This is a genomic window from Noviherbaspirillum cavernae, assembly GCF_003590875.1.
In the GTDB taxonomy this organism is placed as follows: domain Bacteria; phylum Pseudomonadota; class Gammaproteobacteria; order Burkholderiales; family Burkholderiaceae_D; genus Noviherbaspirillum; species Noviherbaspirillum cavernae.
The window spans coordinates 53,704-80,417 of record NZ_QYUN01000003.1 but is presented as its reverse complement, the minus strand read 5'-3'; the positions used below and the strand labels follow the sequence as shown (position 1 = coordinate 80,417).

The following is a 26,714-nucleotide window of genomic DNA, read 5'->3' as shown; positions in this document are numbered from 1 at the left end:
AAGTCACACAGAGATTCATCCTTGAAATCAGTTTGGTACGTGACCCTTTACTGCGTTGGCCCGGGCACTATAGGTGATACGGCCAATGGCATCTGCCGGCAGGCGCGCGCGCATCCGCGCTTTGAGAAGCGCGAGATCCTCGGATGCCATCGCTGCGAGCTGTGGACCGACGCTCGGCCCCCCGAGGATGGTCGTCCAGTAGTCGTCAAAATCGGCGAATGTCCGTTGCACGGTGATCTCCCGCGTTTCGACAGCATCCAAACCCGCACCAGCCCACAAGTCCCGCATTGCATCTATTCGAGACGCGCCAGGGCTCGGCGGTACCGGAACCGCAACGCCTAGCCCACGCATTTCAACCTGCAACGCCTCGTAAGGAAAACCACCGCCGAACATGTCCCACGCATAGGCTGTGACGGTACCGCCCGGGCAGACCACTCGCGCCATTTCGGCAACGCCCTTGGCCGGGTCGGGAACGAAGAAAATCACCAGCGGCATGACAGCCGCGTCGAACGTGTCGTCGGGGAAAGGCTGTGCCATTGCATCGCCCTGACGAAACTGTGCGACACGCGACGCGGGTCGTGTGCGAGCATAGGCAAGTTGCCCCTCAGACGGGTCTATCCCCTGTACCGAGACTGGTGCACACCGCTCGACGAGCATTTCGGTAAAGGCGCCGTTGCCGCAGCCAACGTCGAGCCATCGCAAACCTGATTTTGGAGCAAGCCAGTCGAGGAAAGTTTCACCTGCAAGCTGGCTCCACTTCCCCATGTATCGTTCGTAGGCAGCCCCGTCGTCGAAGCGGATTTGGTTGGTCATCATTAGTGTTTTCCTCCGGTTGAACTACCTGCGAAAAGTGGTGCTATATGTCTGTGTCCAGCAACGAGTTAAACGGTATCTCTTTCATGCTCATGAGTTTTCACTAGGGAATAAGAGATAGGAAAACGTCCTTACGTGAGCCGAATATCCCGATCAGCAATAACAACGTCCCGGCAATGAGAAATCCCCAGAACCCAAAGTGATTGAATGGGGAAACAAAGAACAAAAACCATCCAGCGACACCGAGGCAGCTTGTGCCGATGAGTACATGGATAGCACGAGCCACTACTTCCAAAAATGTACGGTGTTGGTCGGCCATATATCTATCTCGATGTTTAACGTTTGACATGAGAGGCGCCCCGGCAAGCCGGGGCGCCTCTCGATTGATAGGATGGACTCTCCCCGTCTTTTTGCGCCAAAGTCCATATAGGAAGAGTCAGGCCGGCGAGGCAGCACTTCTTAGCCGGGCGCGCTTCCCGACTCGCGAAGCACGCGCATCAGCAATCCATGGAACTCGCCGGGTTCCTCCCATTGAGGAAAATGGGCGGATTTTTCGAACCAGATCCATTCCTTCTTTGGTGCCGTGAGTCGAGAAAAATACGCGAACGCGAGAGAAGGTGACGCCAGCAAATCGTGTCGCCCGACGGCAAAATAAACCGGAACCTCAACTCGCGGAACAAGCCTGGCCATATCGAGCTTGAGCAGATCAGGAAGAAGCGCCTCGAAGGATGTCTCCGCTGCACGGTTGAAGGAAAGCTTTTCCGGCCAGGAGTACTCCTCCGCTGCGATCATCCAGCGGACAGGGTTGAATCCGGGCTCGGCGTGCCAAAGACTCCCGTACTTCTCGAGCAGCCCCACGTACTTCGCCCGCTTGCTCTTTCCTTCCGGGCCCACATACGGAGGCTCGCCGAGCGCATTGATCTCTGCTTCCAGCGCCTTGTCGCTGCTGCGGCCCGCGTGTTCGAGGAGCGCTTGGTAGCCCGCCGAGGTCGCATTCGAAAAGCTTGTCATCTGGCCAGTGCTGACAAACGCGCGATACAGCCGAGGCGCGTGATCAACCGCCTGCAATCCAACAGCGCTTCCCCAGGAATGCCCGACCAAGGTGAGTCGGTCTTGATTGAAGCGCTTCAATAAGTATTGGCTCAGCTCGATCGTGTCCGAGACGATCTGCTCCATGGTCAAGCCGGCAGCAGGAACGTCGGCAGACTTTCCCGCTCCGCGTTGGTCCCACTCCACGATCAAGAAGTCCTGCTCAAGCAGGTTGTTGAATTGCACAGTGGCCATTTCCGCCTGGCCCGGTCCGCCGTGAAGCTTCAGAACCAGCGGACTCGATGCGTTCCGACCTCGTATCAAGATCCATTGCTTTACTCCGCCGAGCGTCACCTGCTCCAGTGTGGCCACACTACCGGCAACGTGTTTGCCATCAATGTCTACGATAGGTTTGGTGCTCGTGGAGGCACAACCGCTCAAGAGGCAGACGAAAGCCAGCAAGCAACAGGCAGCGAAGGATCGGTATCTTGTTTCGATGGTTTTTTGCATTTTTCCCTCCCCCGGTTTCACGGACACATCGTTAAGTACCTTGTGGATTTTCAGATGGTACGGACTGATCGAGACGCCGCTACCTCGTGCTTGCGTCCATCCCGTTTTTCCATTCAATGGCTTTTGCTTCATGGTGCTTGACGAAAGCGTCCTTGCCGTCGCAATAGAAATCCAGATCGTCATTGCACTCCGTCGCCAACCTGATCTTCAATTCCTGATATTCACGACGGACATCAGGATGGTGGTTCAGGTAATCCCGAAAAGCGAGATGTCGAAAGATGTTCGGATCGCCAGCCTTGAATGCATGGATCTGGTGTGTCCTGAATGATCCGCCCTTCCTGAAATACCGTCTCCCGGAAATGCCGAACTCCCCCATGGCTTCATAGTCCATCAGTTCCAGCGCGGACGCGGCTTGATCGAGAGCTTCAAGCGACCGGACTTCGAGAATGATGTCGATGATGGGTTTTGCCGCCAGTCCCTTGACGGCGGTACTTCCAATGTGATGGGCCTGCACGACGATATCGCCAAGTGAGCGTTCTATCGCCAAGCGCTCGCTTTCGAATTGAGCAGGCCAGAGAGGGTTGCAAGGTACGACTTCAATCTTCATCGGATGTTTGCGCAAGATCGTCAAGAACCATGGCCACTTCCCCAGCGACGAGGCGGCCGGCACGCTGCTCTACCTGACATCGCGCAATTTCGAGAAGGATTGGAAGATGCCCCTGTGAACTGGAAGCAGGCAGCCAACCTGTTCGACCTCCTGTTCGGCGACCGATTCGCCAACGCCTTGCATCGGGATTTTTTAACCCCACCTCAGCACACGGAATTTCTGACACTACCCCCATCATGGCAAACCGGGACGCATCCACGCTGTTTGACGCCGATAACCCTTCCGGCAGCGACACGCCTGCCGCTTGCATCGATTGGCGCAACGGTGACGCGGATTCCATGTCGGCACGGGCCGCCACAGAGCCCACCATCGATGCCGGATATACGACTGCAGGCTTATCCCTCTTGTCACATCCACCGATCAGTTTCTTGTAATTTGACGGGCGTCCATATAGGGGGTAGGGCGCTTTGTGCAAGCGTAACTGTCAGGCAACTTCGACCTCCGTGCTGCACGGTATGGCCCTGCGCAGAGCATCGCCGACCGGTGAGTGCGATTCCGCCCAGTCGACTATCTGACGAAGCAGTTCCGGTGAGGCGCCGTCGGCGGCGACAAGTACATGAACTCGTATGCTGAGAGGACCCGCAGGGGCGATATCTCCGACGCCAAGCAGCCCTCGATCGTCCGAGTCACTGTCGACGGTAACCTCCAGCCTTGTAAGGGCCACGCCAAGCTGCGCAGCACGCATGGCAATGACCGTTGCGTCGCAATTTGCAAGTGCGGCGCGCAATAACCAGCCTGGCGTTGGCGCCGCCCCGCCACCGCCTATGCCTTTGGGCATGTCGCTAACCAGGACTTCGCCGTTTGGGCCCTCGGCTTTGCACCGAAGTCCTTCCTGGATGACAGCTACAGCGGCTTTGTCTGTAGATAGGGCTTTCTCCGGATGCTCGGAGTAAAACTTGATGACGCTTTCAATCGACTGCTGAATCTGAGCAATGGCCATGAGGATCCTCCGCGGCAAGGTTCATAGTGTTGTGCATCAGCGCGCTAACCAAGGTTCGGCGTCGTCACGCGACGATACCACGTGGGATCAACTTGCGGGCGAATGGCAGACGACACAAAGCTTGTTTCCGTCCGGATCCCGAAAGTAGGCGCCGTAGTAATGTTCGTGGTACTCGGGCCTCACGCCAGGCGCACCTTCCGACGTTCCCCCATTGGCCAGTGCCACGGCGTAGACCTTGTCCACGAGGTCCCGGCTCTCTGCGTCGAACGCGACCATCTGGCCGTTGCCCGGCGCATGCGCAAGCTTGTCGTATGGCGCGCCGATGAGGAAAAGCGGACGTGGCCCGCGACTTGACTGCCATCCGGCCCACGGACGCTCGCGCTCGCAGAAGCGAGGTTTGATGCCGAGGGCGGACATCACGGGGTTGTAGAAGGCAAGTGCGCGATCGAAGTCGCTGACACCGAGGAAGATGTGGGAGAACACGACGTATCTTTGAAGTTGATGGTTCGACGTTTAACGTTCCGGTGAGAGTTTGCAGTTTGTAGGGTGGGCACGCAGTGCCCACTCGGCGGTGGCGTTCAAGTAATCGCGAAATGAGGATTATCGATGTCCGCGTGGGCACTGCGTGCCCACCCTACTCGACTAAGAGCCTATCCCGGTAGGCCGTCGGCAAGGGAAATTGCGAGGTAAATGGTGGTCCAAGCGCATGTTGGCGAAGGAGGTTCGACATGGGCATGGTCAAGCAGGACGACGGCTGGCGTTTGCCAGACAGACTCTGGGCGCAAATGGAGCCGCTTTTACCGCCACGCAAGCCACATCCGCTGGGCTGCCATAACCCGCGTGTCTGCGACCGGGCAGCCATGGATGCGATCTTGTTCGTGTTGCGTACCGGTTGCCAGTGGAATGCATTGAACGGTACCGGCATTTGTTCCAGCAGTTCGGCGCATCGGCGCTTTCAGGAATGGGTTGATGCCGGCGTGTTCGAGGAGTTCTGGATGCATGGGCTGTTGTCGGCAGCGGCGTTGCGGGAAATCGACTGGTCCTGGCTGTCACTCGACGGCGCGATGACCAAGGCTCCTCTGGGTGGGGAAAAAAATCGGCCCCAATCCAACGGATCGCGGCAAAGGCGGCGTCAAGCGCAGCCTGCTGACGGACGCACACGGCATTCCCCTGGCCATCGTCATTGATGGTGCGAACCGCCATGACATGAAGCTGGCGCGACCGACACTGGAGTCGCTGGAAGTGGGGCGACCGTCATTGCTTGCGGTGTGGCCACAAGGACTGTGCCTGGACAAGGGCTATGACTATCCGCAGATCCAGCAGTTGGCGCTTGAATTGGGCTACCGGGCGCACATCCGGTCACGCGGGGAGGAAGCGCAGCAGCGGCAGACGGGAACGAGAGCCCGCCGCTGGGTGGTGGAGCGTACGCATAGCTGGCTGAACCGGTTTCGTGGCTTGCTGATTCGTTGGGCCAAGAAGGCGAAGAACCATCTCGCGTTCCTTCATCTCGCCTGCGGCATTATCACCTGGCGAAGCATAGGCCTACTGGGATAGGCTCTAAGCAGCAGGTAGAAGTGTGTTCTTCACCCATTGCACAAACGCGACAGAGTTTTTGAAGATGACCAAGTCGCCTTTCGGCGGTTTGACATGAACCTCTGGAGCTGACAGAAAACCACCTCCGACTTCTTGTGTTTGGTAGCCGTGCAGATCGGCGAGTGCGCGAGCCTCTCGATAGTGGCCGTACACACGAACTGCAGATGCAAGGCTCTGGTGGTCTCGTTGACGTTGTCGCGCTGCTGCTTCGCGTTCTCTGGAAGTTCGTATCCCGAAGTCTGTGTCAACTTTCGAGATCAAGCGTGAGGGTTCGACGTTGGATCCCATGACATCGACCAATCGGTTGAGAGCCTTCGCTGCATCGCGATGACCAGAGTAAATCAACTCTTCCGCGTACTTCAGGATCTCGGCGTTTGTACCGAAGTAGCGTTCAAGGAACGCGCTCTTGAGTGCCTCCGCGATTTCATTTCGCTGCTCATACATCTTTATCTCAAGAATGGCAGTTACGTATGAAAACGCGAGTGACGTTGAAACCGCTCCAAGTTTCTTCCGAAGACCAACTAGATCGGGATAGATTGAGCAGGCGACCAGCCATCGGTCTTCCACCTCGGACAAGCCCGACGCAAACGCCTCGGTGAACTCGCTACTTTCTTCGGATGAGAATTCTGCTTGTTGACCTTTGACACGAGCCCTGTCGTACTCCGCTCGTAGGGTCTTGTCGCGCAGAACGCGGTAGGCCTCATTTAGGACGCTCATCTTTCCGTGTGCTTCAGTGGGGTTTCCTGTCCACCGATCAGGGTGATAGCGCTGTGCAAGGGCTCGATATGCCGCAGCAACAACGACGTCTTCTGCATCTGGGAGGATGCCTAGCACTGAGTAGTAGTCTGGTGTGGCCACTTGGCTATTCCATGCGTTGAAGATTTGAGTGGTGCTGACGAAGCCGACTGGCGCGCTCTAACTTGATTTATCCAGCATGGTTTGTCCTCATAATCTGGCGCCTGCTGTATAACGCAGCGCCCGATATCCCTTGGAAAGCGGCTTGCATGTTTGCCTTCCTGTCAACATTCTGTATTTATGTACAGCATTAATGAAAATGCAAAAACCGGCAAGCCGATTCTACAGTCGCCACGACTGTTGGATCAACTTCGCGAGAGCATCCGTTACAAGCACTACAGCCACCGTATCGAGCAGGCCTATGTGTATTGGGTACGCTGGTTCATCCGTTTTCATGGCTTGAAGTATCCGAAGGAGATGGGGGCGGCAGAAGTCGAAGCGTTTTTGCGCCACCTGGCGAACGAACGCAAAGTGGCGGCGTCCACGCGCAACGTGGCCTTGTCGGCACTGTTGTATCTGTACAAGGAAGCGCTGGTGGTGGAGTTGCCATGGATGACTGAGCTTGGCCGGGCTTCGACCAAACGGCGTCTGCCGGTGGTGCTGTCACCCGATGAGATTCGCGGGATTTTTTCGCATCTGGAGGGAGCACATCTGCTGCTTGCTCGTCTCCTGTATGGCACCGGCATGCGCATCACGGAGGCCTTGCGGCTGCGCGTCAAGGATATCGAGTTCGACCGGATGACCATCATTGTGCGCGAGGGGAAAAGCGGCAAGGACCGGGCCGTGATGTTGCCGCAGCTTGTAGGGTGGATACTCAGTGCCCACGCGGCGGTGGCAGTCAAGTAATCGTGAAATGGCGATTATCGATGCCCGCGTGGACACTGCGTGCCCACCCTACCTGACTGAATACAATTCGCCAAAACATGTTGTCCATATTTAATCTATAAGCAATTTATTTAGACGTTCTAACTTAATCACTCTCTCGCTAGACTGAATGTGAAGCAGGACATAGCAGGCGTAGGGTGCGCTCAGCGCACCAATGTCGACAGCTCGTCCAATTCGCTTCTCTACGTTACAAGGTGGTGCGCCGAGCGCACCCTACGCTTGCTTGACTTTTCGTGCAGGTTCGGAGGAATGATGGGTTAGCCGCCAAAGAGCGTTCGCAAGGCGGTAATGATGCTCGAAAAATTTGCCCCAATGGTCGTTTCCTTTTCAAGTTTCTCAAGCTTGCTCACAGCTTGTGAGTCTGCGGCATACTGAATATTTACCATGTCGATATGCATCGTTGGCGGCGATCCTCCTGGAGTAGATTGGTCTCTCTCCTCCCTCTTCTCTTCAGGAGATGCTATCGATTTGTAACGCTCCTTAGACACGAGAAATTCTTCTGTCGGCACTGTTTCATAAGCAGCATCGCCCTTTAGCGCGACGACGCGACGAATTCGCTTAAGTTCGGAATCAATGCGAATGGCGATGGATGCGTAAGTTGTGTGATCGATATTTTCCTTCTTCACTCGTACCCGCCAGTTATAGAGATCGACAGGGTTATCAAACGGATAGAGCAAGTCGAGCCCCAAGTAGCACAGGCGCTCACGCGCCTTTGGACCAAGTGCAATTGCACACGAATGGACTTCAATCGCAAAGTCACATAGTTCAGGCGGGCCGAATTCGGTGTGCGGCCCATTCTTGGAAAAGAGTGGATAGTGCTCCAATAGCAAGCTAAAGTACTTATTGTGCGCTGCCTGAAATGCGTCGAGTATCGAAACTTTGTCCATAGCAGTAATTGTCGAGAGGTTGGCGGCGAACTTGATTTATACATCATGGATTGTCCGGATAATCTGGGGCTTGCCGTATAACGCAGCGCCTTGGATTGATCGGAAAGCCACTGGTACACTTGCATTCGTGTCGATGGATTGTGTATTAATGCGAATGCAAAAAACGGCACGCACCGATGACTCTACCGTCATCGGTGCGTGCGTCATATTGATGCCCCAGCGGAGCATCACATCCCCAAATACGACTTCCGTATCCTCTCCCCCTGCAACAACTCCTGCCCCGGCCCTTCGGCCACGACCTGTCCCTGTTCAAGGATGTAGGCGTGATCGCAGATGCTCAGCGCCTGTCGCACGTTCTGCTCGACCAGCAGCACGCCGGTGCCGCTCTGGCATATCTGCTTCAGGATGCGGAACAGCTCCGCCACCATCTTCGGTGCGAGCCCGAGCGAAGGCTCATCCAGCAGCATGCACTTCGGCTTGCCCATCAATGCGCGACCTACCGCGACCATCTGCTGTTCGCCGCCGCTCATGGTGCCGGCCAGTTGCTGCCGGCGTTCGGCGAGGCGTGGAAACAGTTGCAGCACCTGCTCCTTCAGCGCGCGCCGTTCGGACGAGCGCAGCAGGTAGCCGCCGAGTTCCAGGTTCTCTTCGACCGTCATCTGTGCAAACAGGTGACGGCCTTCCGGCACGAGGACGAGGCCGTTGGCGACGCGCCTGGAGACGTTGAGCGATTCCACCGCTGCGCCGGCGAGTGTGACGCCGCCTTCGGTCAGCGGGAGGATGCCGGACAGTGCGCGCATCAGCGTGGTCTTGCCTGCGCCGTTGGGACCGACGATGACGGTGAGCTGCTTTTCCGGCACCTTGATGTTGATGTTGCGGATGATACGCAGCGGGCCGTAGCCTGCGCCCAGTTCTTTTGCTTCCAGCAGTACGCTCATTCACTCACCTCGTCGCCCAGATAGGCGCTGATCACGCGCGGGTCGGCGGCCACTTGTTCCGGACTGCCGTCCGCCAGCAGTTGGCCGAAATTGAGGACCGCGACGCGGTCCACGGTTTTCATCAGGGTGCGCACCGCGTGCTCGATCCAGACCACGGTCAAGCCGTATTGCTGGCGCAGGCGCGAGATCAGGCGGGCGACATCCTCGACCTCGCCTTCGGTCAGGCCGGCCGCGACTTCGTCCAGCAGCAGCAGGCGCGGCGAGGTGGCGAGCGCCATTGCGATTTCGAGCTGGCGCTGGCGTGCCGGCGGCAATGCGCCGGCGATCTCGTTCTTCAGTGCGCCGATGTGCGTTTCCTCGATCACTTCGTTGATCAGTTCTTCGCTCGCGCCGTGATTGCCGAACAGGAAGGCAAAGCGCACGTTCTCCAGCACCGTCATGTCGCCGAAGATGCGCGGGGTCTGGAAGGTGCGGGCGATGCCGGCGCGGCAGAAGGCGTCGGGCGTCTTGCCCTGCAGTTCCGCGCCATCGATCAGCACCTTGCCGCTGGTCGGCACGTGCACGCCGCTGATGGCGTGGAAGAAGGTGGTTTTGCCTGCGCCGTTGGGGCCGATCACGCCGACGAATTCGCCGTGCTTGACGTCCATCGTCACATCCGACAATGCCTTGAGCCCGCCGAATTGCATGCCGAGCATCTGCACCGAAAGCATGGATGCCGCAGTTGTTGCTGTCATGCTGCCTCCTTGCGTTTGCCGAGCAGATTGCGCCACTGGATGCTGGCGATGCCGCCGGGGATGAAGAGGACGCACACGATCAGCAGCACGCCCAAGAGAATGAGATAGGCCTGCGGGAAGTTGAGACGCAATGCATCCGACAGCAGGCTCAAGACGATGGCGGCGATCACCGGGCCGCGCCAGGTGGTCGCGCCGCCGATCATCGCGATCAGCACCGTCTGGAATCCGATCAGCGGGCTGAAGGCGGAATGCGGGTCGATGTAGGTCCAGCGTACGGCCATCGCCGCGCCGACCGCGCCGGCGAACCAAGCGCTCAGCGCGAAACCGATCAGCTTGACCTTGCGCGGATTGACGCCGAGGGTCGCGGCACGCTGTTCGTCGGCGCCGATGCCGCGCATCGCGAAGCCGAGGCGCGAATTCGCGACCAGCTTGTAGGTAACGACGGCGAGCATGGCGAGGATCAGCATGGTCCAGTACAGGGTTTCATTGGACGGCACTTCGGTCAGCACGCGTCCGACCGTGCCGAACACGCTCTTCTCGGTGTAGGTGATGGAATGCTTGACCAGTTCGCCCAGCCCGAAAGTCAGCACGGCGAAGTAGGTGCCGCGCAGATGCATGACCGCCGCGCCAGCGAGGAACGCGAACAATGTCGCCACCAGACCGCCGGCGAATATCAGGAGCGGCCATGGCAGGTACGGCATGGCCATTGCGGTGGTGTAGGTGCCGAGGCCGAACAGTGCCGAGGTGGCCAGCGACAGATAGCGCGTCGCGCCGCTGAACATGGCCCAGCTGACTGCCAGCGCGGAATACATCATGCACGTCATCAGGAGCGATACCCAGAAGTCGGGCAGCGCCCACGGCGCGCAGGCGAGAATGGCGCCGACCGCGAGGACGGCGAACAGGAATTTTTTCATTTGGCGAACAGTCCCTTTGGTCTTGTCATCAGGATCAGGACGAAGATGCCGTAGCTCAGCAGCATCTTCAGCGATGGATTGGTGAAGTGGGTGCCGAAGCTTTCCACCAGCCCGAGCAGCATGGCGGCGGCGAAGCTGCCGGCGATGCTGCCGAGTCCGCCGAGCGTGATGACGATCAGGGCCATGACGGTGTAGCTCTCGCCGATGGACGGCGACACTTCGTAGATCATGCTCAGGAGCGCGCCGGCCAGTCCGGCCATTGCGATGCCCAGCGCAAACATGAATGGATGCAGGCGCTGCGTGTCGATGCCGACCAGCCACGCGCCGAGCGGCGATTGCAGCATGCCGCGCACGGCCTTGCCGAGCAGCGTGCGTTGCAGCAGCACGATCAGGCCGACGCTCGCGACCAATGCGAGGAACAGCACCAGCAGGCGGTTCTGCGTCACGATCACGCCGCCGTACTTCACCGGCTCGCTCATGAAGTCATAGCCGCGCAGGTCGGCGCCCCAGACCAGCGACGCGACGTTCTGCAGGATGAACATCAGGCCGAAGCCGACGATGAGGCTGCGCTCCTCGACCTGGTCCAGCGACTTCGAGGTCGCGGACAGGCGCTTGAACACGAGGCGATGCAGCAGCAGTCCCGCCGCGAAGCAGATCAGCACGACGACCGGCAGGAAGAGCAAGGGACTCATGCCGGTGACCGTGTGCAGGGTGAACATCAGGAACGCCCCGATCATCAGGAATTCGCCGTGGGCGATGTTCAATATGCGCATCAGGCCGTACTGCATGTTCAGCCCGATGGCGATGACGGCATAGATGCCGCCGATTACCAACCCGTTGACTATGAGGTCGGCAAACAGGGAGAGATCCATTGTTGTTCCTGTTCGTTTGCTTGGATATGCGGCATGACTCCTTCCCCTTCAAGGGGGTGGAGTCGGGGTTTCGGGCGATATATCGCCCGCCGATGAAACGGTACGGGCTTGCAAGCCCGTACTCCGTTTTTTCAGATGAGGATGGGCTTTTATGCACGTGTATCGAAATCCATCCCCACCCTAGCCCTCCCCTTGAAGGGGAGGGAACGTTGTGCCGCCTAAGCTATTGATTGCTACAAGCGATGCGCACTTACTTCCACGCCGGCTTCGCCGTCACCAGCTTCGCCGTCGCACGCGCTTGCGGCCACACCACCTCGAACTCGCCGTTCTGCCACTGCCCGACCGTACCCGGCACGCTGGCATTTTCGCCACGGCTGAAGCGGATCTTGCCGAGGATGGTGTTGAACTCGTTGTTGGCGATGTAGTCACGCAGCGCCTTGCGGTCGAGGCCGACCTTGTCCACCGATTGCTGCAGGATTTCCAGGCCGGCCCATGCGTGGCCGCTGGCCCAGCGGTCCGGCTCCTTCTTCATCTGCGACGTGTGCGCGTCGAAGTACACCTTCGCTTCCGGCGTCACCTTCGAGTTCCACGAGCCCATGCCGAGCACGCCTTCCGCATTCGCGCCGATGCGCTGCTTGTAGAGCGGGAACGCGGTGCCGACCGAGGCGTAGAAGAACTTCGGATTGAATTCGATTTCACGCGACTGTGTGGACGCGAGGATGGTATCGGGCGGATAGGTGATGCCGATGAAGGCATCCGGGTTCATCGCCTTGATCGATTTCAGCACTGGCGACAGATCCTTCACGCCGAGCGGATAGCTCTTGCTCTCGATGATCTGGATGTTGGTGCCGCGCAATGCAAGACGCAGCGATGCCATGTTCTCGATGCCGAACAGGTCATCCATGTAAACCACGGCAATGGTCTTGACGTTGTTCGCCTTCAGCATGTCGACCAGCGCGCCCATCATCTTGTCCGGTTGCTGCAGCAGCGAGAAGAAGTACGGCAGCTGCATGTCGATCAGCTTGCGTGACAGCGCGGTCGGCGCGAGGAAGGGATAGCCGTAGCGGTTCGCCAGCGGCGCGATGGCGAAGTTCATGGCCGAGCCCCACGGCGGCAGGATCAGGTCCACCTTGTCGCTGCCCATCAGCTTTTCATAGGTACGCACGGCGGTTTCGATTTCGCTGCGGTCATCGTAGGCGACCAGTTCGACCTTGCGCTTCTGGCCCTTGACCGACAGGCCGCCGGCGGCATTGACCTGTTGCGCCCACAGCACGTAGTTCGGCTCCTGCGACACCTGCGCGCCGGGCGCATACGGACCGGTGCGCGACATGGTGTAACCGATGCGCACGGGCTTGTCGGCGGATTGCGCAAAGCTGATGGCGGGTGCGGCGATGGCGGCGGCGAGCGCAGTGACGATCGCTCTGCGTCTGGCGGTGAACGTCTTCTTCATTGTTGTCTCCTTTGAGTTGGTGGGGCGTGGTGTTTTTTGCTGTCTTTATAAGTCACGAAACTGCGTAGCACGACGACGACTACGTTCCCTCCCCTTCAAAGGGAGGGTTAGGGTGGGGATGGGTCAATCTCGCTGCGTAAAACCCATCCCCATCCCAACCTTCCCCTTGAAGGGGAAGGAGCTGCAGTACCTCGATCAGAACGGGTAAGCCGTCGCCTTGTCCTGGATCGTGATCCATTGCCACTGGGTGAATTCCTCCCAGTTCGCCGGGCCGCCGTGCCGGCCGCCGTTGCCGGAAGCGCCCATGCCGCCGAACGGCACCCATGGTTCGTCGCCGACGGTCTGGTCGTTGATGTGCACCTTGCCGGTCTTGACGCGGTGCGCGACATACATTGCACGCTCCAGCGACTTCGTCAGGACGCCGCACGACAGGCCGTACTCGGTGTCGTTGTTCAGAGCGATCGCTTCATCTTCCGTCTCGAAGGTGACGATGGACGTGACCGGGCCGAACACTTCCTCATCGTAGGCGCGCATGCCGGGCTTGACGTCGGTCAGCACGGTCGGGCGGTAGAACAGTCCCTCGTAGCTGCCGCCCGCGCGCAGGGTCGCGCCCGCCGCCACGGTGTCCTTCACGATGCTGTCGATGCGCTGCAGCTGGCGCTGGTTGATGACCGGGCCGAGCGCGACATGCGCGGTGGCCGGATCGCCGACCGGCAGGTGTTCCGCCTTCTCCGCGAGGCGCTTGATGAATTCCTCGGCGATGCTCTTCTGCACCAGCACGCGGCCGGTCGTCATGCAGATCTGGCCCTGGTGCAGGTAGCAGCCCCATGCGACGTTCGAGGCGGCGACGTCGAGATCGGCGTCGTCGAACACGATGATCGAATTCTTGCCGCCCAGCTCCAGCGTGACGCGCTTCAGGTGGCGGCTCGCCAGTTCGCCGACGCGGCGGCCGGCATTGGTGGAGCCGGTGAAGGAAATCATCGACACGTTCGGATCGGTGACCAGCGCCTCGCCGGCATCGACGCCGCCCGGCAGCACGTACAGGCAGTCTTCCGGCAGGCCGGCTTCCAGCAGCGCCGCCGCCAAGACGTAGCCACCGGCGTAAGTGGTTTGCGGATCGGGTTTCAGCACGACGGTATTGCCAAGCGCCAGCGCCGGTGCGACCGCGCGCGTCGACAGCGCCATCGGTGCATTGAACGGTGCGATCACGCCGACCACGCCATGCGGCACGCGGCGGCCGATGCTCATGCGGTTGGCGGTGCTGGGCAGCAGTAGTCCGTGCGGCTGCGTCAGCAGGGCCGCCGCTTCGCGCAGCATGCCGATGCCGAGACCCAGTTCGAAATCGACCTTCGGCGGCACGCTGCCGGTCTCGCGGATGAAGCGCGGCTTCATTGCGTCGCCGCTGCGTTCGAGGATGTCGGCGGCGCGGCGCAGGATCGCGGCGCGCTCCTCGAACGGCGTCGCTTCCCATTTCGGTTGCGCGGCCTTGGCGCGCTTCGCCGCTTCGGCGATGTCCTGCGGATTGGCCAGTCCCACGGTGTGCAATACCTTGCCGGTCGCGGGTTCGATCACGTCATGGCGTCCGCCGGCGGTTTCGCTCCAGCCGTGCGACAGGGCCTTTCCCTCCCATGCGCGGGAATCTGCAATTGCACTCGGTACCGTGGTGGTCATCGTCTGTCTCCTTTGATAGTGCGGCCATGTCGCCGCGTTGATGCATCGGCGGGAAAACCCGCGCCGTTTTTTCCGCGCAGCAGACGCGACGCGATGTCGCATCGTGTCCGCTGCATTCCGTTCACCGAGGTGAACGGTTCATGAAATCAGGTCGAGCCGCAGCACCGGCAGCACGTCGTCGGCGTCGCCTTCGGCATGTTCGGTGGCGTGTTTCAGATTCATCAGCGCGATCTGCCGATGTTCCTCGGCCAGTGCCTGCGCGCGCGCGCTCTGTCCCCGGCGCAGCGCCTCCACCAGCATGTGATGCTGGCGATGCGCAAAGCGCATCAGGTCGTCGCTGTGCGGCAGTTTCGATTGGAATGGCAGCATTCCGCCCGCGGACGCGAACGGGATGCGGTCGAGCATCTCCATGCATTGCTTGAGTACTTCATTGCCGGAAGCATCGACGATGAGCTTGTGGAATCGCGTGTTGGCCGCAAGGTAGGCGGCGATGGCGTCCATGTCGAGTTCGGAAGGACTCAGGGCGCGGTCGCCCTCGTCCAGGCAGGCCTGCAATTCATCGCTCAGGCTGCGCGACACGCCCTGCTCCGCGACGAGGCGCGCGCACATGCCTTCGAGATTGGCATGCACGGCGATAGCTTCGGAAATCTCGCGGGCGGTGTACTTGCGCACCACGTAGCCGCCGCCCTGCGCGCGCTGCACCAGCCCCTGCTGCTCCAGCATCAACAGCGCGGAACGCACCGGCGTGCGGGATGCCTGCAGGCGTTCCGACAGCACGGCTTCGACCAGCCGTTCGCCGCCGGGGAATTCGCCCTTCATGATCATGTCCCGCAGCGCCACGACCAGCCGCGCCGTCTGGGTATCCATGCGTTTTTCGTTTTTCATTGTTCTGCCTGATCTTCTGTCTGTTGCAGATGTCTCCACGCACAAGGTACACCGGAATGGCATTGATGTATACCAAGATTCCATCTTTGGGCGCTAATCGCACAATATTTGCGCATTTTTGCTCAATTATGAGGCGCTTGGTATACCAAGGTTTAAACTGCCTTATTCTTCCTGCTCCGTGGACGCGAAGAGAGGCGCAGCCACTTCTTCCAGCGGCTTGCGCTCCGCATCCACCGCAAAGCGCAATGCCAGCAAGCCGGCAAACACGACGAGCGCCGCGCCGATGCCATAACCGACCGCCACCGCGCCGCGATTGCCGGTCTCGATCAGCATCCCGAACAGGACGGGCGCGGCAAATCCGCCCGCGCCTGTTCCCACCGCATAGAAGACCGAGATGGCGACCGCGCGCATTTCCAGCGGAAACACTTCGCTGACCGTCAGATACGCCGAACTGGCGGCCGCCGATGCCAGAAAGAAGACGGCCGACCAGCACCACGCCTGGCTGCGCGCATCGAGCCAGCCTTGCATGAACGCCCAGCCGGTCAGCGCGAGTCCGATGCCGGACAGCACATAGGTCAGCGCGATCATCCTGCGCCGCCCGACCTGATCGAACAGCGGTCCAAGCAGGAGCGGGCCCAGCACGTTGCCGAGCGCGAAGGGAAAGATGTAGAGCGCGACCCGGCCTTCCGGCACGTGATGGAAGCGCGTGAGCACCAGCGCATAGGTGAAGAAGATCGCGTTGTAGAAAAACGCCTGCGAAATCATCAGCGCCAGCGCCACCACGCTGCGCCGGCGGTAGCGATGCAGCAGCACCCGCGCCACCTGCCGCAGCGATGGCGCGGCATGCGCCGGGAAGGCGATGCTGCCGGTGACGGCGGGCAGCGTGCCGCATTGTTGCGCGACCTCGGCCTCGATGCGCTCGATGATGCGTTGCGCCTCCGCGGCACGGCCATGCGTGAGCAGCCAGCGCGGGCTTTCCGGTACGTTGCGCCGCACCAGCACAATTGCCACCGCCAGCAGCGCACCGAGCACGAAACCGGCACGCCAGCCGACGACCGGACCAAGCACGCGCGGGTCCAGCAGCACCAGACTCAGCGCCGCGCCGAGCGCCGTGCCGATCCAGAAGCTGCCGTTGATGGCCAGATTGACCCGGCCGCGCACCCGCGCCGGGATCAATTCGTCAATCGCGGAATTGATCGCCGCATACTCGCCGCCGATGCCGAGCCCGGTGATGAAGCGGCATGCCGCGAAGAACGCGAAATCCGGCGAGAACGCCGTCGCCAGCGTGGCCAGCATGTAGACCGACAGCGTGGCAAGAAACAGCCGCTTGCGGCCCAGCCGGTCGGTGAGCCGACCGAACACCAGCGCCCCGACCACCGCGCCGCCGACGTAGAGCGAGCCCGCCCAGCCGATCTGGGCAGCAGTGAGCGCGAGCGTGTCGGGCCTTTCCAGCACGCCGCCGATGGAACCCACCAGCGTCACTTCCAGTCCGTCGAGCACCCACGCCACGCCGAGCGCGATGACCACGCGCCAATGCCAGCGCGACCACGGAAGGCGGTCGAGCCGGGCAGGGATGTCGCTGTGTATCACTGTCATATGGTCACTCCCATATGATCACTGCCCTGCGATCATCGTCATGCGCATGTCCTCGATGTCATTCGACGGAACAGAGGCAATCCGGCCCGCGCTGCCGTGCGCGAGCGATTGCTGCAATCGAATGTAGCAAGCATGGGCAGGAAAGGGTTTGCGTGGCGTCTACCGTGTTTTGCGAAACATGCAGGCGGTGGATAGGCAGGCCGCCATTCCGCAAGGCATTGCAGCGAAAGCTACTGCCTTGGCGTCAATCCTGAATCGATTGACACAGCGCGATCAGGCAATCGGCCAGCTGCCGCACCGCCGGACTCGCATCCGGACGGCAATGCAGCGCGAGTTCCACGGTGTTGACCACCGGCAGGCCGCTGCGGGGACCGATGATGCGGTGCCGGCGTGTCACTGCCCGCGCCGGCAGCAGGCTGATGCCGAGACCATCGGCCACCGCCGCCTGCAGGCTCGTCAGGCTGGTGCTGCAATAGCTGATCCGCCAGCGGCGGCCGCTCGCATTCAGCGCCTCGATCATGTCGTCGCGGTACATGCCGCGCTGCGGAAAGACCGCGAGCGGCACCGGGTCGCGCGCAAATGCCGGATGCACGCGGCTGTCGATCCAGCGCAGCCGCTCCGGCCACGAGGCGATGGCTGTGCGGCTGCCGACCAGCTGCTTCACCAGCACGATGTCCAGTTCCTGCATGTCGTAGGCGTGCAGCAGACGCGCGCTCAGATCGCTCGTCACATCCAGCCGCAACTGCGGGTGCCGGCGCGCGAAGCCGGCCAGCACCCGCGTCAGCATCTGCGTCGTAAAGTCCTCCGGCACGCCCAGCCGCAGGACGCCCTCGGCGAGGCCGTTTGCCAGCACCTCGAATGCCTCATCATTCAGCTTGAGGATGCGCCGCGCAAAACCCAGCAGGCGCTCGCCCTCCTCCGTCAGCACCACGAGCCGGCTGCTGCGGTCGAACAGGACCGCGCCCGCGCTGTCCTCCAGACGCAGAATCTGCTGGCTGACCGTGGACTGCGTCCGGTGCAGCCGCCGCGCCGCACTCGTGAATCCGCCGCTTTCGGCAACCGCAATGAAGGTGCGCAACAGATCGAGGTCCAGATTGGCCATGTGCAAACTATTCATGAATCAGATGGTTTCGATCCTATCATTTAATTTCACAATCGAAGGAATCCCGCCTATCCTGTACCCAACCGACAACATGCCAGACAGCATATCCATGGACTTCTCCACCCGCCTTGCCCGGCAGTTCGGCACATTGATGCTGACTCTGCTGTTTGTCCTTCCCTCTTTCACTCATGCAAGCACTCCCGCAATGGACCAGGAACTGATTCAAGCCGCAGAACAGGGTGACCTGCCGACCGTGCAAGGTCTGCTGCGCGCAGGCCGCGACATCGAGGCGCGCGACCGGAGCGGCCGCACGGCCCTGCTGGCAGCGACGCAGCACAATCACGAAGCCGTCGCCGAGGCGCTGATCAAGGCCGGCGCCGACGTCAACGCGCAGGACAGGCAGCGCGACAGCGCCTACCTGCTGGCCGGCGCGCGTGGCTATCTCGGCATCCTGCGTCTGACGCTAGCGCATGGTGCCGATCTGAAAAGCACCAACCGCTACGGCGGCACGGCACTGATCCCGGCCTGCGAACGTGGACACGTGGAAACCGTGCGCACCCTGATCGCGGCCGGAGTCAAAGTCGATCATGTCAACAACCTCGGCTGGACCGGCCTGCTGGAAGCGATCATTCTCGGCACGCGCGGCGATGCGCAGACGAAGATCGTCCGCATGCTGCTCGACGCCGGTGCCAATCCTGCTCTCGCCGACAAGGATGGCGTCACGCCGCTGCAGCACGCGCGCCAGCGCGGCTATCACGACATCGCGCAAATGCTGATCAACGCGGGAGCGCGTTGATGGCCTTGTCCGCACCCGGCGGGGACACGCTCGCGGCTCCGGCGTCCGCTCGAAAGTTCGCGCAGCGGACAGTCGAGCGCAGCGGCGTCTGGCTGCTGCTTCTGGTGCTTGTGAGCCTGAATCTGCGGCCGCTGCTGACCTCGGTCAGTCCGCTGCTGCCCGATATCCGCAGCGCCACCGGCATGGGCTTTCAGACAGCCTCGATGCTGACGGTGCTGCCGATGGTGGCGATGGGCATCGTCGGTCTGGCCGGTGCCCGGATCGGCAGCCGGATCGGCGACCGCCATGGCATATCGGCGGGCCTGCTCGCGATCGCCATCGCGTGTGCCTGCCGCTGGTTCGCCGGCAGTGCCGCCACGCTCGTCTTCAGCGCCGCGCTGGCGGGTGTCGGCATCGCGCTGATCCAAGCCCTGATTCCGGGCGTGATCAAGCACAACCATGCGACGCGCATATCCGCCGTGATGGGGCTGTATTCCGCCGCGATGATGGGCGGCGGCTTGCTGGGCGCAATTGTCGGCCCGTGGAGCGCGCAACTATCGGGCGACTGGCATCTCGGCCTCGGCATGTGGGCGATACCGGCCGCGTTCACGCTGCTGCTGTGGACCGCCGTGCGCGTTCCCATGCCGCCCTTCGGCAAAGTCGGCACAGGCAGCGCCACCGCGAACCCGAGGCCGATGCGGCCCATGTACAGGAATGCCCGCGCATGGTTGCTCGCGATCTATTTCGGCTGGATGAATTGCGCCTACACCAGCCTCATTGCATGGCTGCCGCCGTTCTATGTCGAGCGCGGCTGGAGCATGCAGAGCAGCGGCGCGCTGCTGGGCGCGATGACCGCGGCACAGATGGTCGCGAGCATCGTCCTGCCGCTGCTCGCCGCGAGAGGCACCGACCGCCGCCCCTGGCTGGCGGCCGGCTTCCTGGCGCAGTTCGCGGGCTTCGCCGGATTGATCGCCGGCGCGGACCGCTTCGCGTTCGTCTGGGTATCGGTGCTCGGCTTCGGCCTGGGCGGCCTCTTCGCGCTGTGCCTGATCCTCGCGCTCGACCATCTGAAAGACCCTCGCAGGGCCGGCGCGCTGGCCGCATTCGTGCAGGCCATCGGCTATCTCATCTCCGCCGCCGGCCCGATCGTGACGGGATTCATTCGCGACCTCACCGGCAGCTTCGTTGCCGCATGGATCATGCTCGCCTGCTCGGTAGTGGCACTGCTGTGCATCACGCTGCGCTTCAATCCGGCAACGTACCAAAGCACCATGCACGGGATGGAGTGAAGGTCGCCAGCTTGACGTAAATCGACAATCGCGTCGCACCTTTCGTTGCATCCCGGATGTCGGCAAGACAGCCCGGTGTGAATCTGCGACACTCGCAGGACCCCGCCGTGCCGTCCCGGTCCGCAGCGGATACGAGCAAGGAGGAGGCGATGAACACTTCCCGAAACCGTTTCGACGTCGTCATCATCGGCGGTGCGATCATGGGCTCCAGCGTGGCGTACTTCCTCAAGCAGCGCGACCCGGCGCTGGAAGTGGCGGTCATCGAGCCCGATCCGACCTACGAATTCGCCTCCACGCTGCGCGCTTCCGGCGGCGCGCGTCGCCTGTTTTCCTGCCCGGAAAACATCGAGATGTCGAACTTCAGCATCGACTTCATCAAACGCTTTCCGCAAGACATGGCAATCGACAGCGAGCCCGCGCACATCGGCTGGATCGAGCAAGGCTATCTGTTCATCGTCAATGACGCGAACATGCCGATGCTGGAAGACAACGCGAAGACGCAAACCGCACTCGGCGCGGAAATCCGCCTGCTCGACCGCGATGGATTGCGCCAGCAATTCCCGTCGATGTTCGTCGACGACCTCGCGGGCGGCGCATGGTCTCCGGGCGATGGCTGGTGCGATCCGAACAGCTTTCTGCAAGGCATGCGCAAGAAGGCGAAGTCGCTCGGCGTCGAAACCATTCGCGACAAGGTCGTGTCGCTTGCGCATGACAAGACAGCGGTCAGGAGCGCGTCGCTGGAATCAGGCCGCACGCTGTCGGCCGAGACCTTCGTCAACGCCGCCGGCGCGTGGTCGAGCGGCATCAGCGCGATGGCCGGCATGCCGCTGCCGATCAGCCCCTTGCGCCGCTTCGAACACTACTTCACCGGCCATCGCAAGATCGAGCCTCTGCCGTATGTGAAAGACCTCGCCCGCCTCGCCTTCCGTCCCGAGGGACAAGGCTACTCCGGCGGCCTCGTGAATTCCGACGAGCCGCGCGGCTTCAACTTCGACGTCGACCACGACTACTTCGAGCGCGTCGTCTGGCCCGCGCTGGCGCACCGCTTCCCCGCCGCCTTCGAAGGCGTCAAATGCCATCGCACCTGGTCCGGCCTGTACGAGCAATGCGAACTCGACGGCAATCCGATCATCGGCAACTGGCAGGGCCGGCTGGAGAACTTTTACGTTGTGAGCGGATTTTCCGGGCACGGCATGATGCATGCGCCGGCAGCCGGGCGCGGCATCGCGGAACTGATCACGGCGGGACGTTTCGAGACGATTGATCTTGCGCGCTTCGGCTATCGCCGTGTGGAAGAGAACGTGCCGTATCGTGAGCGTGGCATTCTCTAACGAGGCACGAACACCTTCTCGAACACCTGCCAATCGCGACGGAGATTGTCATGTCAATTGCTCGGAACGCGCTGCTCCTACTCCTTGTCTTCGGAATGCTTCTATTTGGTGGCTGTGCCAGTCTTCAGCGTCACGAACCGATTGAAGTCATCATGGTGGGCGTCGAGCCGCTTCAAGGTGAGGGATTGGAGTTGCGAATGCTGGTCAAGCTGCGCATTCAAAATCCGAATGATGTACCGCTGGACTTCAACGGTGTGTCAGTCGTGATGGATGTGCAAGGCAAGCGCTTCGCTACTGGCGTGAGCGACGCCGGTGGCAGCGTGCCGCGCTTTGGCGAGACCATCGTTGCCGTTCCGGTAAGCATTTCGGTATTCCGCATCGCGCGTCAGGTCATGGGCGTCGTGACCAACGAATACCGTGGGAAGCTTGCGTACGAGATGACCGGAAAACTCGCCGGACCCGCGTTCAATAGTCTGCAATTCAAGTCGTCCGGGGAGTTTACGTTGCCCTCAGAAATCTTCGAGAGCGGCAAGTGAGTCGGCCGCGGTTTCGTTCCTGCCCCTCGTGCAGTCGAACTCCGCGAGCGGGTCGATCAGCTCGTGCATGACGCCGAAGCGGTTCTCCGCCCTGTGGAGAACCGTCGCCAAGCCTGCGGCAAACGCTGCGGCACCTGCCAGAAGAGTGCGCCGATCCACTGCATTTCCTCCCGACCATGACGATTGGAATTCTCAGGCAGTCAACGAAGTATCTTGAACCTATCGCACGCTATCGCCTTTAATGCAGATCATGCCGCATCACTTTCGTGTCGACCTGAGCAACTCCAGCGGCATTGCGGAACTGATCACGGCGAGGCGTTTCGAGACGATTGATCTTGCGCGCCTCTGTGATCGACGCGTCGAAGAGAATGCACTGTATCGGGAACGCGGGATTCTTTGATCTCCGGCCGCAGAACGCCGGGACAGTACCGGCACCAGCCATCCGGTTCGATGCACTGATCCGAATCAAACGGTGCCGGGCTTTGCCGTGATGAACTTAGGCACATCGTTGACGTCACACATCTGCATCAGAAACGCATTGATGACAAGAGTGAATTCAGCGTTGGCCGACCAAAAAGGAGAACATCATGAACGTCCCAGCAAATAAATCCCTCGCCATCTGTGTCCTTGGCGCCATTGTGATGGCCGGGTGTGCGTCAAAAGCGCCATCGCCAACAGTCGCATCCGCCCCGAAGAACATCCAAAAAGGGCAAGTGTCCGCCATCGAAAACGTTGCTGTCATCAACCAATCGGCGGTGACATCAAGCTCCGGCAGCAGTGCAGTGGTGACGACGGCCAGCAGTGCGCCGCCCATCATCACCGTGCAATTTGCTGATGGCACGCAAGGCAGATATGCCATCAAGCAAGCGGCCGGACCGTTCACAGTCGGCCAGCCGGTATCTCTCATCCCGGATGGCAATGGCTTCACGATCATGTCGCCGTAGCAGCAGCGAATGTTGTACGGCTCGGCCCTCGGGGACTGGTTATCACATCGACTCGAGGCGCTGCTTGCCGTCCGGCTCGAATGATGCGCGCCCTTGCCCGCTCTCGATGCGCGGGCCGCCGGCAGTCATCACCCGCATTCTCGTTGGGCGTGGCCTCGAAGCAAACGGATGCCGGCATCAAGGCTGCGGCATACCCCGGTGGCGATCACGCCGGTAACGGCGAGCATCGCCGCGGTGTGAACTCCCACAGCCGCCAGCGCCAGCGTCAGCGAGTCCGATGTGGTGATCTCGCGGGCCGGGACGTTTCCCATGCAAAGCGGAATCAGTGCCGGCACCAGCATCAATCCGGCACCGTGCGCGGTGGACATCATGAAGGACCAGAGCGCCAGACCGGCGTGCCCGGCCGGCGCGCGCGCCCCCTTGGGTGTGCGGCCTGACAGGTGAATCATCGCGACGACGAGGAGCAACCCGCCTGCCAGAATTTGCAGCACTCCGCGATCCATCGACAGGCCGAATGCCATCGCGGCGGCCACGAGCGTGATCGATGCGGCATGCCCGACCGCGATCGGCACCAAGGCCCGCAACGCCTGCGCCCGATCGCGCGAACGCACGCCCCAGGCAGCGGCAAACATCCAACCGGTGGCAGGGTTCAGCCCGTGAAGTGCGCCGACCCCTGCGACCGCCAGCCATGGCCAGAAACTCGACATGATGTACTCACCCGTTCAGGCCGCTCGCGCTTCAGGAATGCATGTCGCGTGAATGACAGCACGAACCGGCCGCCGGCGCCGGCTCGTAGCGGTCGTGGTGGCGCACCCACTCCATTTTGTTCGGCACGTCGTTCTCGTCGCGGCCCCTGGGCGTGAGGTCCATCAGCTTGTACGCGCCCATCATGACCTCCACGCCGCGGCCATAGGTCGAGTAGGTGTGGAAGACTTCGCCCTCACCGTCCTTGTCCTTGTAGAACACGCTGATGCCGGGCGCCTCTTCGCTCGGGAAGGGCCGCATGTCATAGTTGTAGCAGACCTCGCCCTTGGCCTGTTCTTCCGGCGTGAAGCTGACGCAGAAGTCGTGGTTGAAATCGCTGTCATGCGAGGACACCCACCTGAACTGCCAGCCCATGCGCCGGCGAAATCGCTCGATGTCGGCCAGCGGTGCGCGCGAAATGGCCACGAGTGTGATGTCGCGATGCTCCAGATGCACGTTCATGCCGTCGGTGTGGTCCGCCATGAAAGAGCAGCTCGGGCAACCCTGCTCCCAACCCGGGCCGAACATGAAGTGCTGCACCAGCAGTTGGCGGCGGCCTTCGAACAGGTCGGAGAGTGTGCGCCGGCCCTCCGGTGCGTCGAAGACATAGTCCTTCTCGACGCGCTCCCACGGCAGCGCGCGGCGCTCGCGGGCAATCTGGTCATGCAGGCGCATCAGCTCCTTTTCGCGCGCCAGCAGCGCCTTGCGCTCGCTCACCCATCGCTCACTCGACACGACAGGATGGTTGACGGCGCTCACTTCGGAAGTGGGGGTGTTCATGGTGTACTCCTTGGCTCGAAGAGCCGTTAGCGTTTCGTCGATGCGCCTTTCGGACGCTTCACGGCGCGGACCTTTCCGCTCGCTCCGCCGCCGCAATAAAAGAGATCCGCGCCGTCGGACTCGAGTCCGCTGACGCCGGTGCCGTGCGGCATCTCGATCCGCTCGAGCACGGTGCCGCTCTGCGGATCGATTCGGCGGATGTCGCTGTCGCCCCCTTCCCAGGTGCCGTGCCACAACTCGCCGTCGACCCAGGTCACGCCGGTGACGAAGCGGTTGGATTCGATGCTGCGGATGACAGCGCCAGTCGCCGGATCGATCTGGTGGATCTTGCGATCGCGGTACTGACCGACCCACAGACTGCCCTCGGCCCAGGCGAGTCCCGAGTCGCTCCCACTGCCGGGCGCCGGGATCGATGCCAGCACGTCGCCGGTGACGGGATCGATCTTGTCGATGCGGGTCTCGGCAATCTGATAGAGGTACTTGCCGTCGAAGGCGGTGCCGGCGTCGCAGGCGCGGTCGAGCGTCCGCGTGGGCTCGCCGCTTTCGGGATCGAAGGCGACCAGCCTGGCGCCGGTCGCGGCCCACACACGCTGGCCATCGTGGGTAATGCCATGTATCCGGTCGGCACCGGGGAAGGGGCCGTACTCGCGCACGATTTCCGCTTCACGCGCCGCCCTTGCCTGGGGTCTGTCTTTGCTTGTCTTGCCTGTCATCACTGGCTCCTTGTGGTTTGCCTCGCCTTGTGCGCCCTGGATTGGCGCCGCAAGACAACTCTAACCAATCGGGAGCGCAGCGGGGAGTAACAAGATCGTCGTGAATCCTGCCAACGGCGGCGACAGCCAGCGACGCGACCGCGCCCGCCCGATCGAGCGCGCCCGTCCAGCGGCCTCAAGCTCGACGAGCGCGCGCTGGACGGTGCGCTGACTTGCCCCCAGGGCAAGCGCCAGAGCCGAGGTCGACCAGGCCGCGCCATCGGAAAGCAGCGCCACCAGCGATGCCTGATCGCCGTCGATGGGCGGCTCCAGCACGACGACGGCACACTCGCCGCACGGCCTGAGAATGAAGCCTCCCGCAGTGGCCTCGATGTGCGCCAGCGTTGTGACGAGCGCGCGCAGACGGCCGATCTCGACCCGCAGGCGCGCCCGATGCGACTCGTTGGGATGTCGGGTGCGGAATGCGCACGCGATCAAGGCTTCCCGATCTACATCGCCAGGCCACGCCTCGGCGAGCGCGCGCGCCAACGCGAACAGCACCGGTCGGCGCGCCAGCGGCCGCCACGCGGTGCCAACGCCCAGCCCGCGACGGCAGGCGTCGACCACCAGCGCGTCCGAGGCCAGGAGCGCTGCGACCTCATCGAGGCGCAGCGCCTGCTCGCCGCCGGCGACGAGACGTCGGGCGGCGGGACGATCGAGCGCGGCCCGCGCCTCCGCCACCTCGGCCAGGAGCGCCGGCACGCATGCGCGATCGGCCGCATCGTGCGCACGTGCGAGCGCGTTGCGCGCCGCGCCGATATGCAGCGAGCGCAGCGCGAGCTCGGCCGCAGTCAGTTCGGCCACCGCCACCAGCGATGGCGGCAGGCCACTCGCATCGAGCCGCGCCAGCGCAGCCGCGGCCTCGTCGAGGCGACCGAGCAGCAAGAGCCGGCGCGCCGCGATGAGCCGCGCCTGCAGCGCGTTGGCGCGATCGCCATGCGCCTCGAGCGTGGCCGAGGCTGCCGCCAGCGCGCGCAGGGAATGAAGAGAGCCGCCGAGATCGCGCATGGCCAGCGCCACCTCGGCCTCCGCAACGACGCAGCGAGCGCGCGCCAGCTCCTCGTGAGCGCCGAAGCCACGGGCGGCGCGCCGCAAGAGTTCGCGGGCGCGCGGATGCTCGCCGAGCTGGGCCATGGCGATGCCGCGCAGGGCCAGCGCCGGCGGGTCGTCGCGCAGGGCGACCCGCTTGAGCGCGCCGAGCGCGTCGCCGGCGGCAAGCGCGCGTGCGGAGGCGGTAATCAGGGAGTCCATGACGATAGCCTACACCGTCGCGTTGATGCAG

The 26,714-nt window shown here is 61.9% G+C and carries 27 protein-coding genes and 1 pseudogene; 8 read left to right on the top strand and 20 right to left on the bottom strand.

The genetic code is table 11. The annotated features are described in order from the left end of the window. Positions 1–27: 27 nt before the first annotated feature. The 3 genes from D3870_RS18925 to D3870_RS18910 form a co-directional block, all read right to left on the bottom strand. Complete coding sequence (locus tag D3870_RS18925; RefSeq protein WP_119742486.1) at positions 28–816, bottom strand: class I SAM-dependent methyltransferase; 789 nt, start codon at positions 814–816, stop codon at positions 28–30. Between the two features lie 456 nt (positions 817–1,272). Continuing rightward, the gene (locus D3870_RS18915; protein ID WP_158590517.1) at positions 1,273–2,352 is read right to left on the bottom strand and encodes an alpha/beta fold hydrolase; all 1,080 of its coding nucleotides are present in this window, start codon (positions 2,350–2,352) and stop codon (positions 1,273–1,275) included. Positions 2,353–2,431: 79 nt separating this feature from the next. Further along, a complete protein-coding gene (locus D3870_RS18910; protein WP_119742480.1) occupies positions 2,432–2,959 on the bottom strand; it encodes a GrpB family protein in 528 nt (175 codons plus the stop codon). A 7-nt stretch (positions 2,960–2,966) separates the two neighbouring features. Here D3870_RS18910 and D3870_RS18905 point away from each other — a divergent pair. Continuing rightward, a pseudogene (locus D3870_RS18905) lies at positions 2,967–3,139 on the top strand (IS256 family transposase); the annotation flags it as partial. Between the two features lie 304 nt (positions 3,140–3,443). On the opposite strand, the gene D3870_RS18900 reads toward D3870_RS18905, so the two are convergent. Further along, the gene (locus tag D3870_RS18900) at positions 3,444–3,959 is read right to left on the bottom strand and encodes an OsmC family protein (RefSeq protein WP_119742478.1); all 516 of its coding nucleotides are present in this window, start codon (positions 3,957–3,959) and stop codon (positions 3,444–3,446) included. Between the two features lie 87 nt (positions 3,960–4,046). After that, a complete protein-coding gene (locus D3870_RS18895) occupies positions 4,047–4,442 on the bottom strand; it encodes a VOC family protein (RefSeq protein ID WP_119742476.1) in 396 nt (131 codons plus the stop codon). 245 nt (positions 4,443–4,687) lie between these two features. Between D3870_RS18895 and D3870_RS18890 the strand changes: the two genes are divergently transcribed. Continuing rightward, positions 4,688–5,513, top strand: a protein-coding gene (locus D3870_RS18890; protein WP_199710509.1) for an IS5 family transposase whose coding sequence is annotated in 2 segments (ribosomal slippage) — positions 4,688–5,056 and positions 5,058–5,513 — 825 coding nt in all. Because the reading frame shifts where the segments join, the coding sequence is not laid out codon by codon here. A gap of 3 nt (positions 5,514–5,516) precedes the next feature. Here the strand turns inward: D3870_RS18890 and D3870_RS18885 are convergent. Beyond that, positions 5,517–6,410, bottom strand: coding sequence for a J domain-containing protein (locus D3870_RS18885; protein WP_158590516.1), 894 nt, complete (start codon positions 6,408–6,410; stop codon positions 5,517–5,519). A gap of 237 nt (positions 6,411–6,647) precedes the next feature. Here D3870_RS18885 and D3870_RS18880 point away from each other — a divergent pair, with 237 nt between their 5' ends. After that, on the top strand, positions 6,648–7,193 hold the full coding sequence (locus tag D3870_RS18880) for a phage integrase N-terminal SAM-like domain-containing protein (protein ID WP_479724601.1): 546 nt from the start codon (positions 6,648–6,650) through the stop codon (positions 7,191–7,193). Positions 7,194–7,489: 296 nt separating this feature from the next. Here the strand turns inward: D3870_RS18880 and D3870_RS18875 are convergent, their stop codons facing one another. The 10 genes from D3870_RS18875 to D3870_RS18830 all read right to left on the bottom strand — a co-directional run bounded on the left by D3870_RS18875 (position 7,490) and on the right by D3870_RS18830 (position 18,296). After that, positions 7,490–8,119: a hypothetical protein gene (locus D3870_RS18875; protein WP_119742470.1), complete on the bottom strand. Its 630-nt coding sequence runs from the start codon at positions 8,117–8,119 to the stop codon at positions 7,490–7,492. 227 nt (positions 8,120–8,346) lie between these two features. Continuing rightward, positions 8,347–9,057, bottom strand: coding sequence for an ABC transporter ATP-binding protein (locus D3870_RS18870; protein ID WP_119742468.1), 711 nt, complete (start codon positions 9,055–9,057; stop codon positions 8,347–8,349). Beyond that, positions 9,054–9,791 (bottom strand): ABC transporter ATP-binding protein, encoded by a 738-nt coding sequence (locus D3870_RS18865; RefSeq protein ID WP_242490101.1) that lies wholly within the window; start codon positions 9,789–9,791, stop codon positions 9,054–9,056. The genes D3870_RS18870 and D3870_RS18865 overlap by 4 nt, the downstream gene beginning before the upstream one ends. Next, on the bottom strand, positions 9,788–10,705 hold the full coding sequence (locus D3870_RS18860) for a branched-chain amino acid ABC transporter permease (protein WP_119742466.1): 918 nt from the start codon (positions 10,703–10,705) through the stop codon (positions 9,788–9,790). Before D3870_RS18860 ends, D3870_RS18865 begins: the two co-directional genes overlap by 4 nt. Beyond that, positions 10,702–11,577 (bottom strand): branched-chain amino acid ABC transporter permease, encoded by an 876-nt coding sequence (locus D3870_RS18855; RefSeq protein WP_119742464.1) that lies wholly within the window; start codon positions 11,575–11,577, stop codon positions 10,702–10,704. Before D3870_RS18855 ends, D3870_RS18860 begins: the two co-directional genes overlap by 4 nt. 250 nt (positions 11,578–11,827) lie before the next feature. Next, the gene (locus D3870_RS18850; protein WP_119742463.1) at positions 11,828–13,027 is read right to left on the bottom strand and encodes an amino acid ABC transporter substrate-binding protein; all 1,200 of its coding nucleotides are present in this window, start codon (positions 13,025–13,027) and stop codon (positions 11,828–11,830) included. Positions 13,028–13,222: 195 nt separating this feature from the next. Then, positions 13,223–14,698, bottom strand: a complete 1,476-nt coding sequence (locus D3870_RS18845; protein ID WP_119742461.1) for a benzaldehyde dehydrogenase — start codon at positions 14,696–14,698, stop codon at positions 13,223–13,225. Positions 14,699–14,836: 138 nt separating this feature from the next. Further along, a complete protein-coding gene (locus tag D3870_RS18840; RefSeq protein WP_422879676.1) occupies positions 14,837–15,565 on the bottom strand; it encodes a GntR family transcriptional regulator in 729 nt (242 codons plus the stop codon). A gap of 180 nt (positions 15,566–15,745) precedes the next feature. Then, entirely contained in the window at positions 15,746–17,179 is a 1,434-nt protein-coding gene (locus D3870_RS18835; protein ID WP_119742457.1) for an MFS transporter, read from the bottom strand. Between the two features lie 244 nt (positions 17,180–17,423). Next, positions 17,424–18,296 carry a LysR substrate-binding domain-containing protein gene (locus D3870_RS18830; RefSeq protein ID WP_119742455.1) on the bottom strand — a complete coding sequence of 291 codons (873 nt, stop codon included), beginning with the start codon at positions 18,294–18,296 and terminating at the stop codon, positions 17,424–17,426. Between the two features lie 136 nt (positions 18,297–18,432). Here D3870_RS18830 and D3870_RS18825 point away from each other — a divergent pair, with 136 nt between their 5' ends. From D3870_RS18825 to D3870_RS22175, 5 genes are all read left to right on the top strand, one after another. Beyond that, positions 18,433–19,077: an ankyrin repeat domain-containing protein gene (locus tag D3870_RS18825; protein WP_199710861.1), complete on the top strand. Its 645-nt coding sequence runs from the start codon at positions 18,433–18,435 to the stop codon at positions 19,075–19,077. Beyond that, entirely contained in the window at positions 19,077–20,345 is a 1,269-nt protein-coding gene (locus D3870_RS18820; protein WP_119742453.1) for a cyanate transporter, read from the top strand. The genes D3870_RS18825 and D3870_RS18820 overlap by 1 nt, the downstream gene beginning before the upstream one ends. A gap of 149 nt (positions 20,346–20,494) precedes the next feature. Further along, a complete protein-coding gene (locus D3870_RS18815; protein ID WP_119743131.1) occupies positions 20,495–21,676 on the top strand; it encodes an NAD(P)/FAD-dependent oxidoreductase in 1,182 nt (393 codons plus the stop codon). A 50-nt stretch (positions 21,677–21,726) separates the two neighbouring features. Further along, the gene (locus tag D3870_RS18810; RefSeq protein ID WP_242490100.1) at positions 21,727–22,212 is read left to right on the top strand and encodes an LEA/WHy family protein; all 486 of its coding nucleotides are present in this window, start codon (positions 21,727–21,729) and stop codon (positions 22,210–22,212) included. Between the two features lie 587 nt (positions 22,213–22,799). Next, positions 22,800–23,156 (top strand): hypothetical protein, encoded by a 357-nt coding sequence (locus D3870_RS22175; RefSeq protein WP_147375865.1) that lies wholly within the window; start codon positions 22,800–22,802, stop codon positions 23,154–23,156. 128 nt (positions 23,157–23,284) lie between these two features. On the opposite strand, the gene D3870_RS18795 is transcribed toward D3870_RS22175, so the two are convergent. Genes D3870_RS18795 through D3870_RS18780 form a run of 4 tightly spaced genes read right to left on the bottom strand, consistent with a single transcriptional unit; the run spans position 23,285 to position 26,683 of the window. Next, complete coding sequence (locus tag D3870_RS18795; RefSeq protein ID WP_119742447.1) at positions 23,285–23,863, bottom strand: hypothetical protein; 579 nt, start codon at positions 23,861–23,863, stop codon at positions 23,285–23,287. Positions 23,864–23,894: 31 nt separating this feature from the next. Beyond that, the gene (locus tag D3870_RS18790; RefSeq protein WP_119742445.1) at positions 23,895–24,680 is read right to left on the bottom strand and encodes a DUF899 domain-containing protein; all 786 of its coding nucleotides are present in this window, start codon (positions 24,678–24,680) and stop codon (positions 23,895–23,897) included. A 26-nt stretch (positions 24,681–24,706) separates the two neighbouring features. Beyond that, positions 24,707–25,393, bottom strand: a complete 687-nt coding sequence (locus D3870_RS18785; protein ID WP_119742443.1) for a Vgb family protein — start codon at positions 25,391–25,393, stop codon at positions 24,707–24,709. 60 nt (positions 25,394–25,453) lie between these two features. Beyond that, positions 25,454–26,683 (bottom strand): helix-turn-helix domain-containing protein, encoded by a 1,230-nt coding sequence (locus tag D3870_RS18780; RefSeq protein WP_119742441.1) that lies wholly within the window; start codon positions 26,681–26,683, stop codon positions 25,454–25,456. Positions 26,684–26,714: the final 31 nt, after the last annotated feature.

What these genes read in the sequence shown, in the direction of transcription:
- D3870_RS18925 (WP_119742486.1), bottom strand. Translation starts at nt 816, where the DNA reads ATGATGACCAACCAAATCCGCTTCGACGACGGGGCTGCCTACGAACGA.
- D3870_RS18915 (WP_158590517.1), bottom strand. Translation starts at nt 2,352, where the DNA reads ATGCAAAAAACCATCGAAACAAGATACCGATCCTTCGCTGCCTGTTGC.
- D3870_RS18910 (WP_119742480.1), bottom strand. Translation starts at nt 2,959, where the DNA reads ATGAAGATTGAAGTCGTACCTTGCAACCCTCTCTGGCCTGCTCAATTC.
- D3870_RS18900 (WP_119742478.1), bottom strand. Translation starts at nt 3,959, where the DNA reads ATGGCCATTGCTCAGATTCAGCAGTCGATTGAAAGCGTCATCAAGTTT.
- D3870_RS18875 (WP_119742470.1), bottom strand. Translation starts at nt 8,119, where the DNA reads ATGGACAAAGTTTCGATACTCGACGCATTTCAGGCAGCGCACAATAAG.
- D3870_RS18870 (WP_119742468.1), bottom strand. Translation starts at nt 9,057, where the DNA reads ATGAGCGTACTGCTGGAAGCAAAAGAACTGGGCGCAGGCTACGGCCCG.
- D3870_RS18865 (WP_242490101.1), bottom strand. Translation starts at nt 9,791, where the DNA reads ATGACAGCAACAACTGCGGCATCCATGCTTTCGGTGCAGATGCTCGGC.
- D3870_RS18860 (WP_119742466.1), bottom strand. Translation starts at nt 10,705, where the DNA reads ATGAAAAAATTCCTGTTCGCCGTCCTCGCGGTCGGCGCCATTCTCGCC.
- D3870_RS18855 (WP_119742464.1), bottom strand. Translation starts at nt 11,577, where the DNA reads ATGGATCTCTCCCTGTTTGCCGACCTCATAGTCAACGGGTTGGTAATC.
- D3870_RS18850 (WP_119742463.1), bottom strand. Translation starts at nt 13,027, where the DNA reads ATGAAGAAGACGTTCACCGCCAGACGCAGAGCGATCGTCACTGCGCTC.
- D3870_RS18845 (WP_119742461.1), bottom strand. Translation starts at nt 14,698, where the DNA reads ATGACCACCACGGTACCGAGTGCAATTGCAGATTCCCGCGCATGGGAG.
- D3870_RS18840 (WP_422879676.1), bottom strand. Translation starts at nt 15,565, where the DNA reads ATGGATACCCAGACGGCGCGGCTGGTCGTGGCGCTGCGGGACATGATC.
- D3870_RS18835 (WP_119742457.1), bottom strand. Translation starts at nt 17,179, where the DNA reads ATGACAGTGATACACAGCGACATCCCTGCCCGGCTCGACCGCCTTCCG.
- D3870_RS18830 (WP_119742455.1), bottom strand. Translation starts at nt 18,296, where the DNA reads ATGAATAGTTTGCACATGGCCAATCTGGACCTCGATCTGTTGCGCACC.
- D3870_RS18825 (WP_199710861.1), top strand. Translation starts at nt 18,433, where the DNA reads ATGCTGACTCTGCTGTTTGTCCTTCCCTCTTTCACTCATGCAAGCACT.
- D3870_RS18820 (WP_119742453.1), top strand. Translation starts at nt 19,077, where the DNA reads ATGGCCTTGTCCGCACCCGGCGGGGACACGCTCGCGGCTCCGGCGTCC.
- D3870_RS18815 (WP_119743131.1), top strand. Translation starts at nt 20,495, where the DNA reads ATGAACACTTCCCGAAACCGTTTCGACGTCGTCATCATCGGCGGTGCG.
- D3870_RS18810 (WP_242490100.1), top strand. Translation starts at nt 21,727, where the DNA reads ATGTCAATTGCTCGGAACGCGCTGCTCCTACTCCTTGTCTTCGGAATG.
- D3870_RS22175 (WP_147375865.1), top strand. Translation starts at nt 22,800, where the DNA reads ATGAACGTCCCAGCAAATAAATCCCTCGCCATCTGTGTCCTTGGCGCC.
- D3870_RS18795 (WP_119742447.1), bottom strand. Translation starts at nt 23,863, where the DNA reads ATGTCGAGTTTCTGGCCATGGCTGGCGGTCGCAGGGGTCGGCGCACTT.
- D3870_RS18790 (WP_119742445.1), bottom strand. Translation starts at nt 24,680, where the DNA reads ATGAACACCCCCACTTCCGAAGTGAGCGCCGTCAACCATCCTGTCGTG.
- D3870_RS18785 (WP_119742443.1), bottom strand. Translation starts at nt 25,393, where the DNA reads ATGACAGGCAAGACAAGCAAAGACAGACCCCAGGCAAGGGCGGCGCGT.
- D3870_RS18780 (WP_119742441.1), bottom strand. Translation starts at nt 26,683, where the DNA reads ATGGACTCCCTGATTACCGCCTCCGCACGCGCGCTTGCCGCCGGCGAC.